Genomic DNA, 11272 nt, shown 5'->3' with positions numbered 1-11272 from the left:
GGCGGGGTGGTCTCGCGCAGCAGGGCGGTCAGCCCCGCCCGGCGGGCCACCACGGTCAGCCAGTCCCCGGCCGTGATCACCAGGCGGGGGTCGGCCGACCAGTTCGCCTTCTGGCCTGCGCGGGCGTGCGCGAGCAGGCGTACCGCGCCGGGGTGGGCCACGGCGGCCAACGGGCGGCCGTCCAGCGGCGACCCGGCGGCCACCTGGACCTCCGTGACCAGCAGCGCGTGCCGGCCCACCGGAATGGTGGCGATCACCGCCCGGTCCAGCAGCGCGGCGGCGAACGCCGGCGCGGCCAGGTACGACACGCTGCGCGAGATGCCGATGCCGAACGCCTTCTGGATGCGCTCGGCGAAGTCGCCGTCGAACAGGCGCAGCACCACCCGCAGGTCCGGGTCGAGCCCCCGCGCGTTCAACGCGGCCCGCAGGTTCACCCCGTCGTCGGTGGAGACCACGACGAGGGCCTGGCAGGTCTCGACGGACGCCGACCGCAGCGTCTCCTCCCGCCCGGCGTCGCCGACCACCAGCGGCACGCCGAGCCGGTGGGCCAGCGACGCGCCCCGGGCGTCCGGGTCCTTGTCGATGGCCACCACCTCGACGCCGAAGTCGTGCAGTTGGGCCATGACGCGGGTGCCGATGTTGCCCAGCCCGACCACCACGACGTGCCCCGACCGGGCGGGCTGGATCCGACCGGCGTGCAGGGCCAACCGGGCGTTGACGATCCCGTCGACGACCACGGCCGTGATCAGCGGGATCAGCGCCAGTCCGGCCAGGTTCAGCACCACCTGCATGACCTGGGCGGCCACGGGCTTGGCGACATCCGGGTCCTCGCCGGTGAGCGTGGTGACCACCGTGAGGTAGAGCGCGTCGGCCCAGCCCACGTTCGCGGCCCGGGCGTTGAGCCAGCCCAGCGCGGCGATGATGGCCAGCAGCACCAGCACCGCGATCCCGATCTTGCGGGTGGCGAAGCTGCGGACCGCCCGGAGCAGCACGACGACCGGCTGCCGGCGGCGGCGGGCGCGGACCAGCCGGCGGGCGGCCAGTTCGGTGCCCGGCGGTTGCCCGGTCGCCTCGGCCAGCACCACGTCGGCCGTCGTCTCGTCGGCGGGCAGGACCCGGGTCCGGGCCGGATCCCGGGTGTCGGCCACCCCGCACACCACGTCCGTGGGGCGGACGTCCGCGCGGCGGGCCACGTAGAGGGTGCGCCCCGCGTGCCGGAAGTGGGTCGGGGCGACCTCGCCGAGGGCGGCGGCCACGAACGCGGGGGCGGCCATGGAGGCGTCGGAGAGCACCGCCGAGTCGGGGAAGAGCTGCCGCAGCCCGTTGGCGAGGCTGGTGTTGAACATGCGGACCACCAGCCGCAGCCGGGACTCCACCTCCTGCGCGCAGAGCGCGGCGTGCATGTTGCCGACGTCGTCCTGGTGCAGCAGCGCCAGCCCGTCCGCGCCGGCCAGCCCGCCCCGCCGGAAGGTCACCTCGTCGAGCCGGTCGGCCCGCACGACCTGGATGCCGGGAACGTCGCGCCCGTCCGGGCCGTCGGAGCGGCGGCGCTCGGGCACCACCAGGGTGATCCGCGGGCGGCCGGATTCCAGCTCGGTGGCGAGCAGCGCCCGCACCACCCAGTACGCCAGCGGGTCCGACCCGCAGACGACGTAATGCGGACGAATCTCCCCGTTCATCCGCAGCCGCCAGCTGGTCGCGCGACGCGCGCGGTCACGCAGGGGCTCCGCCATGCGCCGAATCGTAGTCAGCGGCCGAAAGGCCGCGCAGCCCCGTGATCATGAACGAATGTCACGCCCGGGGGCGGGTAGAGCGACGGGCATGCAGACCTTCCTGCCGTACCCGGACTTCCTGGCCAGCGCGCGGGCGCTGGACCCCCGGCGGCTCGGCAAGCAGCGGGTGGAGGCCATCCAGGTGCTGCGCGGGCTGACCCGGCCGGGGTACGGCTGGCGCAACCACCCGGCGGTGCGGATGTGGGCCGGGTACGAGGAGGCGCTGGTCCGCTACGGGCTGGACGTCTGCGCGGTGTGGAGCGAGCCGGGACGGGCCGACACCTGCGCGGCGACGCTGGCCGCCGATCTCGCCGCCGCCTGCGGCGTGCGCACCGTACGCGTCCAGGCGGAGCTGGCCGACGCCGGTGAGCTGCCGCCCTGGCTGGGCCGCGACGACCTGCACCGCAGCCACCGCTCGTCGCTGCTGCGCAAGGACCCGGACCACTACCGCCCCCTGTTCGGCGACGTCGAGCCAGACCTGGGGTACGTCTGGCCCGCCTCCGACCGCGAGCGCCGCTGCTCCGTGCGCTGATGCCCTCGGGGGATGTGAGAAGGAAACCCTTCTCTACCTCAGGCGTCAACAGGGGACCCTTCCTTTCACCTGGGGCAGACTGGGGCGCATGGCACTGTCTCGGCTGGCGGGTCGCCTCCTCCGTGCACGGGAGCACGTGGTGGACCCGGGCGGCGGTGGCACCCGCCACGTGCCGCGCCAGGTGGAGGCCGTGGTGGTCGGCGGCGGGATCGCCGGCATGTCGGCGGCGGTGGTGCTCGCCGAGCGCGGGGTGCGGGTGACCGTGCTGGAGGCCGCCCCGACCCTCGGCGGCCGGCTCGGCGCGTGGCCGGAGGAACTGACCGACGGCACCCAGACGAACGAGCACGGCTTCCACGCCTTCTTCCGGCAGTACTACAACTGGCGGTCGATCCTGCGCCGGATCGACCCGGGGCTGCGGTTCCTCCGGCCCGTCCCGGGCTACCCGATCCTGAACGCCGACTGGCCGACGGAGGAGTTCGGGCGGCTCCCGCCGGCCCCGCCGGCCAATCTGCTCGCCCTGCTGCTGCGCAGCCCCAGCCTGCGCCTGGCCGACCTGCGCGCGATGGACCGGGACGCCGCACTGCCGCTGCTGACCTACGACCCGGTGCGCACATACGCCGAGTTCGACGGCACCACCGCCGACGAGCTGCTGGACTCGCTGCGGCTGCCGGACCGGGCCCGGGCGATGTTGTTCGAGGTCTTCTCCCACTCGTTCTTCAACCACGAGGCGGAGATGTCGGCGGCCGAGATGATCGCCCAGTTCCACTTCTACCTGCTCGGCAACCCGGAGGGGCTGGCGTTCGACTGCCCCGACGAGGACTACGGCAACGCCATCTGGCAGCCCCTCGCCCGGCACGTCGACAAGCACGGCGGGCGGGTACGCACCGGCATGGCCGCGACCCGGTTGGACCGTGGCCCCGACGGCTGGCGGGTGAGCGCCGACGACGGCACGGCGTACCCGGCCGGACACGTGGTGCTCGCCGTCGACCCGCCCGCCCTGGCCACCCTGGTCGCCGCCTCGCCGGTGCTGGCCGGGGCCGCACCGGAGCTGGTGGCGGCCATGCCCTCGTTCGGCACCCCCGGCCCGCCGTACGCGGTCGCACGGTACTGGTGCGACGGGGACGTCGACGCCGGCCGGGCGGTGTTCAGCGGGGTGTCCCGGCAGCCCACCCTGGACTCGGTGACCCTGTACCACCGGCTGGAGAACGAGTCCCGCCGTTGGGCGCAGCGCACCGGCGGCTCGGTGCTGGAGCTGCACGCGTACGCCTGCGCGCCGGGCGTGCCGGCGGACGAGCTGGCCGAGCGGATGTGGGCCGAGCTGGTGACGCTGTGGCCGGAGGCGGCCCGGCTGCGGGTGCGCGAGCTGCGGGCCCGGGTGGAGGCGCAGGCCCCGGCGTTCACCCCGGGCAGTCACGCCCGGCGGCCGGGGGTGCGCACCGACGCCGAGGGCCTGTACCTGGCCGGCGACGGCATCCGCACGGACTTCCCGAGCGCCCTGATGGAACGGTCCGCGGCGACGGGGATCGTCGCCGCGAACCACATCCTGCGCGCCGAGGGCGGGGCGGCCGAGCCGGTCCACTCGATCCGCCCCCGCGGCCTGCTGGCCCGCCGGTAGGAGGGTCGGTCCGGCCTTCGTCTGTCACACCTCGATGGTTGCGGCGTCAGGGAGGCCCCTGCGCCACAATTCGCCGCAAAGCAAACAATTGGCTCATATGATCGATGCATGCCCGGCGACGCCGGCAGGAGCGGGCAGGGAGGTCGGACGGGGTGTCGACAGTGCACCGGGGTGACGCGGCCGGCGGGCCCACGGGCAACCACGCGGCCGGCGGGCCGAGGACGGACGACGGCGAGTACGGCCACCGGGACGACGCGTACGGGCCACTCCGGGACGAGCGGGGCTGCGTCGTGACGGCGCTCCGGCTGGGCTGGTGGATGGCCGACGCGTACCACCACGCGCAGACCGCCGACCTGTCGGCACACGAGCGACGCCCGGATGGACCGCCGGCGAAGCTGACCAACCTCACCGGGATGTCCAGCCGGCGGCGGCTGCGGATGTATCTCGACGGGGTCGACGTGGCGATCGCGCAGATCGCCGCGCTGACCCGTACCGGCGGGACCGCGCCGTCCACCGCCGCCGTCCGGGCGGTTCCACCCGCCGAGATGGCGACGGTCCTGCTCGCCCTGGACGACCTCAACGTGGACCTGCTGCGCTGGGCCATGGCCACGAACCACCGGGTGGGACTGGCGTACCGGCTCGGCCGGTCGCTGGCCGACACCGTCCGGCACGGCGACGCCGAGCAGGTGCCGTGGCGCTTCGCCGGCCGGCAGCACGAGATCAGCCGCTGGCTCGACGAGTTGGCGACCGTGCTGCCGCCCTACTCGGCCCCGGTGGTGCGCCGGTCGCTGCGGGCGTGGGCCGACGCGGTCACCCGGGCCCGGGTGGGCGATCCCGCCGAGGCGAGCCTCGACGAGCTGGCCCGCGAGCTGCGCAACCAGGGCGACCTGTGGCGCAACGTGCTTACCGGCGGGCTGCACCCCCGGGATCTGCTCGACGAGGAGGACTACGCGGTCGTCGCCCGAAACGTGATCATCCGGGATCGGAAGCTGGTCGTGCAGGCGGCCCGGGGGATATTCTGGCCGGTGCTCGTACCGCTGCTGGCGGTGCTGTTCGCGGTGGTCGGGGTGAGCGCCGCCGCGGCGGCCGGCTCCCCCACCACCCGCGCGGCCGTCGCCCTGGTCGGGCTGGGCGCCGGGCTGACCGCGATCTGGCGGACGGTGTCCGGGCCGACCCTCGCGGTCGCGGGCGAGGTGAACCGGCCGCTGCTGGACGGCGAGCTGACCGTGCGGATGGCGGACCGGGTCGACGGGCCGCTGGCCAACGCGCGGGCCGCCGCCCGGACCCGGCGGCAGCGCCACCCGGGTCAGGTCGCCGGAGGATCGAAATACGTTGCCGGCCTCGCCCCCGCCGACCTACCGTGATCGCGCCAGGTCAACCAGCCAACCGGGAGACAGACATGTCGTTGTCGCACGTCAGAGACGTGTCGTCGACGCCATCCGTCGACGGTTGCCGATCCGTCGCGCCCCAGGACGGGGGGCCCGGCTGACGCGTGCCCGCACGCGTCGGCCGCCCGTTCCCGCCGGACCGGGCGGCACTTCGCTGTCCGGCCCGGCCCACCGTCAGCCCTGGAAGGAGAACCCGGTGGACGCCGTCCTCGTCATCAACGCCGACCTCGGCCCGCTGCACCGGGTCACCGTCCAGCACGCGATCCGGATGCTCTGCCGGCGGGTCGCCGAGATCCACGAGGCCGAGCCGGACCAGGTGATCGGGATCTTCCCGGTCCCCCGGGTGGTCCGCCTCGTCCGGTACGTGGTGACCCGTTGGCGGTTCAGCGCCGGGCCGGCCTGGTCCCGGGCGGGCGTGCTGCGCCGCGACGACCGCTGTTGCGCCTACTGCGGCGGGCCGGCCAGCACCATCGACCACGTCCTGCCCCGCTCGCGGGGCGGCCGGAACACCTGGCGCAACACCACCGCCGCCTGCTACGCGTGCAACCAGCGCAAGGGCGACCGGACGCCGGCCGAGGCGGGCATGCCGCTGCGGCACGAACCGGTTGTCCCGAGCTGGGCGTCGCTGGCGGTACGGTGACCGGCCGGCCGGCGGGAACGGGGGGCCGCGTCCGGGGTGTACGCCCCGGGCGCGGCACCCGCCGGCCCCGGCCGGGCACCGCACCCGGTGGGGCCGGGTGCCCGGCCGGCCCCTCTGCGTTCCGGGCCGATGGCGGCATGGTCAGCGCTCGGTCTCCCGTACCCTCGGCACCACCTTGCCGTTGGCGCATTTCGCCCTGACCTCGCTCGCGTGGGTGGCGGAACCGAACACGACGCGGACCTCCCGGGTGGGTCCGGGCACGTGCTCCTCGACCTGGTAGCCGTCCGCCGGCGCGGTCGACGTCACCGCCGCGGTCTGGCCCGTGCAGGCGATCCGGACGGTGCCGCCGCTCGCGTGCACCGCGACCGCTGGCGGCTCGGCGGGAGTCGGCTGGACCGTGTGGCCGCCGGAGCCCGGGGCGGACGAGGACGGGGCCGGAGCCGTCGGTGACCCGCCCGGACTCCCGGGAGCCGACGGGCTCTGGGAGCCACCACCCGGGCTCGGGCTGTGAACCGGCTCGCCGGGGCGGACCGATCCGCCGCCCCCGCCGGGCAGGCCGAGTCCACCGGTGGGCCGGCTCCCGTCGACGGGGGCGACGGTGCCGTGGGCGGAGGGCACCGCCGACGCCGTCAGACCGGACGTGCCGGGCCGGTGCGGACGGGACGAGTCGGCGAGCGGGCCGGCCGCCGCGACGGCGATGACCAGCGCGCCGCCGACCACGACCAAGGCCCGGTACCGCCGCCGCGACGCCAGCGCCGCTGCGCGCCTCGCGTCGCCGGTGCCGGCCTCCGCCCCGGCACCGCCCGCGCCGCCGGGCCGATCGCTGGCACCGCCGCCCGCGCCCGCCGCGGCGGCCGGGCCGCCGGACCGGGCGGCAGCACCCCGGGGCCGGTCCGCCGCCTCGGCCCGCATCCGGGTGACCACCGCCGCCAGCCGTGCCGCCGCCTCCTCGGCCGACGGCCGGTCGGCCGGGTCCTTGGCGAGGCAGCGCCGGCACAGGTCGACCACCTCTGCCGGCACGCCGTCGAGCGGTGGCAGGGGCATCGGCTCGACGTAGACGTGGGCCCGCAACATCTGGGTGGGGGTGTCGGTCTCCCACGGCAACCGCTCCGTGAGCACGAGGTGGACGAGCAGCCCGAGCGCGTAGACGTCGGAGGCGGGCACCACCTCCCCGGCGTCGAGCCGCTCCGGCGCCAGGTATGCGGGGGTGCCCAGCAGTTGGCCGTCGAAATCGATCTCCGGCTGACCGACGGCGGCGGCCGTGCCGAAGTCGACCACCTTCGCCCCGGACGGGGTGAGCATGACGTTGGCCGGTTTGACGTCGCGGTGCACCAGGCCCCGCTCGTGCGCCGCGGCGAGCGCGGCGGCGACCTCTGCGCAGATCCGCAGCCCCTCCACCGCCGACAGCGGCCCGTCTTCGAGCCGCCGGGCCAGCGTGGGACCGGGTAGCAGCTCCATCACCACGTACGGCGCATACTCCCCGCTGCGGGTCACCGCCTCGCCGTAGTCGTAGACGTTGGTGACGTTGGGGTGGGACAGCCGGGCGGCGGCCCTGGCCTCGGCTCGGATGCGTTGACGGGCGGCCCGGTCGGAGCCGAGCAGCACCTTGATTGCCACGTCGCGTTCCAGCAGCTCGTCGTAGGCCCGGTGGACCACCGACGTGCCGCCCTTACCGATGCGATCTCCCAGGCGGTACCGGCCGTTGAGGAATTGATCGATCTGCACGGGCACAGCGTGCCAGCACAGGCCCCGCTACACCAACCGGTCAGGCCCCGATCGGGCAGGTCACCGCGCCGCGCGGGCCGGCTCGACGGGTGCGCGAGCGTAGGAGTAGGAGCGAGCAGGTCGTCGTCGACGGCGGCCCGCCTACTCCCGGCGCCCGCAGGCTCAGCCGCGCGGGAACATCTGCCCGATGCGGATCTTGTTGCCGAACGGGTCCCGGATGCCGAAGTCGATACCGTACGGGCGCTCGGTCGGCTCGTCGGTGACCTCCACGCCCTTGGCGACGAGGTCCTCGTACGTCTTCTGCGCGTCGTCGGTGGTCATGAAGAGGTAGCCGCCCAGCGCGCCCTTGGTGAGCAGCTCCCGGACCTGCTCGGCCGTCGCCGGGTCGAGGGCCGGCGGTCCGGGCTTCTCCAGCAGGATCTCCCGCTCCGGGTCGCCCGGGAGGTTCACCGTCAGCCAGCGCATGAAGCCGAGGTCGGCGTCGGTGTTGACCTCCATGCCGAGCTTGCCGACGTAGAAGTCGAGCGCCTCGTCCTGGTCGAGCACGTAGATCTGGGAGCGGCTGATCGCGTTCATCGTCATGCCCAGAACGCTAGGCGACCGCCCTGGCCTGGTGCTTATCCAAAACTGCTGGGTCGCGTCCAGGCCTTGGTGAAGCAGGCCGGCACGTCGGTCGGGGCCCGGCCCCGGCGGTACGCCGTCGGCGACTCGCCCACGATCTGCCGGAACGTCCGGCTGAACGTGCCGAGACTGGCGAACCCCACCGCGAAGCAGACGTCGGTGACGTCCCGGTCGGTCTGGATGAGCAGGTACATGGCGCGCTCGACCCGACGGCGTTGCAGGTAACGGTGCGGGGTCTCGCCGAAGGTGGCGCGGAAGGTGCGGATGAAGTGCGCCGGCGAGACGTGCGCGATCCGGGCCAGGGCGGGAATGTCCAGCGGCTCCGCGTACGCCCGGTCCATGGCGTCGCGGGCACGCAGCATCGCCCGGTTGGACTCCTCCACGGCGCGGCTCATCCCACTCCCGTCCAACCCATCGGTGGCGGGATATCCCGCCACCCGGGACACCGGTGAAACGGTGGAGCCCCCGGCCGGGATCGAACCGGCGACATCTCGCTTACAAGGCGAGTGCTCTGGCCAGCTGAGCTACAGGGGCGGATCGTGCGTGGTCAGCATAAGCGACAGAGCTGGGAACATCGCTCTCGGCAGGCCCTCCGAGCACGGAAAACGCAATCTTCCCAACCTCGAAGTCCCCCGATCGTCGCCGGCCCGCCGGAATCGCGCGGAGATTGATGCCCGGCTGTGCCCGAGTGCCCGGAATGTGTGCGCCGTCCGTCCCACCCGCATGCTTCATGTCTTGGCAGGTTACGAAAACCCGTTTACCGTGCAGTGACACGGATGACATCCGGCTGCCCGGCGTGTCGTCCGATGGCCGGCGTCACACGACGCCGGTCGCTCCTTCACTCGGATCGTCCGGCACGTTCCTGCCGGTGAAAGGAAGCGCTCCAGCATGGCTACGGTCACCTACGCGAAGGCGTCCCGCATCTACGCGGGCACCGAGCGTCCCGCAGTGAACGAACTCGACCTCCAGATCGGGGACGGCGAGTTCCTGGTCCTGGTCGGCCCCTCCGGTTGCGGCAAGTCCACCAGCCTGCGCATGCTCGCCGGCCTGGAGGACGTCGACGACGGCGCGATCTACATCGACGACCGCGACGTCACCCACCTGCCGCCGAAGGCCCGCGACATCGCGATGGTCTTCCAGAACTACGCGCTCTACCCGCACATGTCGGTGTACGAGAACATGGCGTTCGCGCTCAAGCTGCGCAAGACCCCGAAGGACGAGATCGACCGGCGGGTGAAGGAGGCGGCCGGGCTGCTCCAGCTGGAGGAGTACCTCGGCCGCAAGCCGAAGGCCCTCTCCGGCGGTCAGCGCCAGCGGGTCGCGATGGGCCGGGCGATCGTCCGCGAGCCGCAGGTCTTCCTCATGGACGAGCCGCTGTCGAACCTCGACGCCAAGCTCCGGGTCCAGACCCGTACCCAGATCGCGTCGCTGCAGGCGAAGCTCGGCATCACCACGGTCTACGTCACCCACGACCAGGTCGAGGCCATGACCATGGGCCACCGGGTGGCGGTCATGCTCGACGGCGTCCTCCAGCAGGTGGACACCCCCCGGGCGCTCTACGACACCCCGGCCAACGTCTTCGTCGCGGGATTCATGGGCTCCCCGGCCATGAACATCAAGACCGTGCCGTTCGCCGAGCAGGGCGCGGCGTTCGCCGAGATGACCATCCCGCTGACCCGCGAGCAGATCGAGGCGGCCCAGGCCGAGGGCGGCAACGGCAAGATCACCGTGGGCTTCCGTCCGGAGGACTGCGACCTGGTCAGCCCGACCGAGGGCGGCATGCCCGTCGTGGTCGAGCTGGTCGAGGACCTGGGCTCCGACGCGAACGTGTACGGCCACGCCGCACTGGAGGGCCACAACGAGCGCTTCGTGGTCCGCACCGACCGGCGCACCATGCCGAACATGGGCGACACCGTGTTCGTCAAGCCGCGCACCGGCCGTACCCACGTCTTCCACGCCACCACCGGCAAGCGGATCTGACGTAGTCAGCACGAAAAGGGCGGTCCGCCGGGTGGCGGGCCGCTCTTTTCGTCGTACCGGCGACGTCGTACCCGTGACTGGCTGGACGTGCGGCGGGCCGCCCCCTGGCGTGGGGGCGGCCCGCCGCGTCACTCGTGGGCTGCGCTCACGCCTCCGCGGCCCGGCGGCGGGCCACCTCGGCGAGGGTGACCGCAGCGGCGACGCTGGCGTTGAGCGACTCCACCTCGGAGACCATCGGGATGCTCACGGTCAGGTCGCAGGTCTCGCCGACCAGCCGGGACAGCCCGCGCCCCTCGGAGCCGACGACCACGACCAGCGGGCCGACGGCGGCCTCCAGGTCGTACAGGTCGGTGTCGCCGTCGGCGTCCAGGCCGACGACCATGAAACCGGCATCCTGGCAGGCCTTCAACGACCGGGTCAGGTTGGTGACCTGGGCAACTGGCACCCGCGCCGCCGCACCGGCGCTGGTGCGCCAGGCGGTCGCGGTGATCCCGGCGGCACGCCGCTCCGGTACGAACACGCCCTGCGCGCCGAACGCGGCGGCGGACCGGATCACCGCGCCGAGGTTACGCGGATCGGTGACCCCGTCGAGCGCGACCAGCAGCGGGGCGGTCTGCTCCAGCGCCGCCGCCACCAGGTCCTCGAACGGCTCGTACGCGAACGGCGGCACCTGGAGGCCGATGCCCTGGTGCAGCACCCCGCCCGTCATCCGGTCAAGCTCGGCCCGGCTGATCTCCAGGATGGCGATGCCCCGGTCGGCGGCGGTGCGGACGATCTCGTTGACCCGGTCGTCGATCTCGATGCCGTGGGCCGTGTAGAGCGCGGTGGCCGGCACCTGGGCGCGCAGCGACTCCAGCACCGGGTTCCGCCCGACCAGCAGCTCCGGGGTGTCCTTCGCCGGGTTGGACTTGCGGCCCGGCGCGACCCGGGGACCGGTGCGCCCGGTCGGCTTGCCGCCCCGCCCGCCGGCACCGCGTACGGGTTCCCGTTCGGTGCGCT

At 73.8% G+C, this 11272-nt stretch carries 10 protein-coding genes and 1 tRNA gene; 5 read left to right on the top strand and 6 right to left on the bottom strand.

Going from position 1 to position 11272, the window contains the following annotated elements:
- A partial coding sequence (locus E1258_RS24550; RefSeq protein ID WP_207919696.1) for a TrkA family potassium uptake protein occupies positions 1–1733 on the bottom strand: 1733 nt, incomplete at its 3' end.
- An 88-nt stretch (positions 1734–1821) separates the two neighbouring features.
- Between E1258_RS24550 and E1258_RS24545 the strand changes: the two genes are divergently transcribed.
- From E1258_RS24545 to E1258_RS24530, 4 genes are all read left to right on the top strand, one after another.
- Positions 1822–2304 (top strand): MSMEG_6728 family protein, encoded by a 483-nt coding sequence (locus tag E1258_RS24545; protein ID WP_132405271.1) that lies wholly within the window; start codon positions 1822–1824, stop codon positions 2302–2304.
- Between the two features lie 88 nt (positions 2305–2392).
- Positions 2393–3919, top strand: a complete 1527-nt coding sequence (locus E1258_RS24540) for an FAD-dependent oxidoreductase (RefSeq protein ID WP_132405269.1) — start codon at positions 2393–2395, stop codon at positions 3917–3919.
- Positions 3920–4071: 152 nt separating this feature from the next.
- Entirely contained in the window at positions 4072–5283 is a 1212-nt protein-coding gene (locus E1258_RS24535; protein ID WP_243715662.1) for a hypothetical protein, read from the top strand.
- A gap of 220 nt (positions 5284–5503) precedes the next feature.
- Positions 5504–5947: an HNH endonuclease gene (locus tag E1258_RS24530; protein WP_132405265.1), complete on the top strand. Its 444-nt coding sequence runs from the start codon at positions 5504–5506 to the stop codon at positions 5945–5947.
- 141 nt (positions 5948–6088) lie between these two features.
- Here E1258_RS24530 and E1258_RS24525 read toward each other — a convergent pair whose 3' ends face one another.
- The 4 genes from E1258_RS24525 to E1258_RS24510 form a co-directional block, all read right to left on the bottom strand.
- A complete protein-coding gene (locus tag E1258_RS24525) occupies positions 6089–7672 on the bottom strand; it encodes a serine/threonine-protein kinase (protein ID WP_132405263.1) in 1584 nt (527 codons plus the stop codon).
- A 162-nt stretch (positions 7673–7834) separates the two neighbouring features.
- A complete protein-coding gene (locus E1258_RS24520; RefSeq protein ID WP_050777940.1) occupies positions 7835–8254 on the bottom strand; it encodes a VOC family protein in 420 nt (139 codons plus the stop codon).
- Positions 8255–8289: 35 nt separating this feature from the next.
- A complete protein-coding gene (locus E1258_RS24515; RefSeq protein WP_132405261.1) occupies positions 8290–8688 on the bottom strand; it encodes a helix-turn-helix domain-containing protein in 399 nt (132 codons plus the stop codon).
- A gap of 62 nt (positions 8689–8750) precedes the next feature.
- Positions 8751–8827: transfer RNA gene (locus E1258_RS24510), tRNA-Thr, on the bottom strand.
- 354 nt (positions 8828–9181) lie between these two features.
- Between E1258_RS24510 and E1258_RS24505 the strand changes: the two genes are divergently transcribed.
- Positions 9182–10273: an ABC transporter ATP-binding protein gene (locus tag E1258_RS24505; protein WP_132405259.1), complete on the top strand. Its 1092-nt coding sequence runs from the start codon at positions 9182–9184 to the stop codon at positions 10271–10273.
- 145 nt (positions 10274–10418) lie between these two features.
- Here the strand turns inward: E1258_RS24505 and rlmB are convergent.
- Positions 10419–11272: 23S rRNA (guanosine(2251)-2'-O)-methyltransferase RlmB (rlmB, locus tag E1258_RS24500; protein WP_132405257.1), on the bottom strand; the 854-nt coding region annotated here is incomplete at its 5' end.

It is taken from the genome of Micromonospora sp. KC207 (assembly GCF_004348615.1).
Lineage (GTDB): Bacteria > Actinomycetota > Actinomycetes > Mycobacteriales > Micromonosporaceae > Micromonospora.
This window is presented reverse-complemented; position numbering and strand designations above follow the sequence as displayed.

Bases quoted from the DNA above. Each gene is read 5' to 3' on its own strand.
- E1258_RS24545 (WP_132405271.1), top strand. From the start codon at position 1,822: ATGCAGACCTTCCTGCCGTACCCGGACTTCCTGGCCAGCGCGCGGGCG.
- E1258_RS24540 (WP_132405269.1), top strand. From the start codon at position 2,393: ATGGCACTGTCTCGGCTGGCGGGTCGCCTCCTCCGTGCACGGGAGCAC.
- E1258_RS24520 (WP_050777940.1), bottom strand. From the start codon at position 8,254: ATGACGATGAACGCGATCAGCCGCTCCCAGATCTACGTGCTCGACCAG.
- E1258_RS24515 (WP_132405261.1), bottom strand. From the start codon at position 8,688: ATGAGCCGCGCCGTGGAGGAGTCCAACCGGGCGATGCTGCGTGCCCGC.
- E1258_RS24505 (WP_132405259.1), top strand. From the start codon at position 9,182: ATGGCTACGGTCACCTACGCGAAGGCGTCCCGCATCTACGCGGGCACC.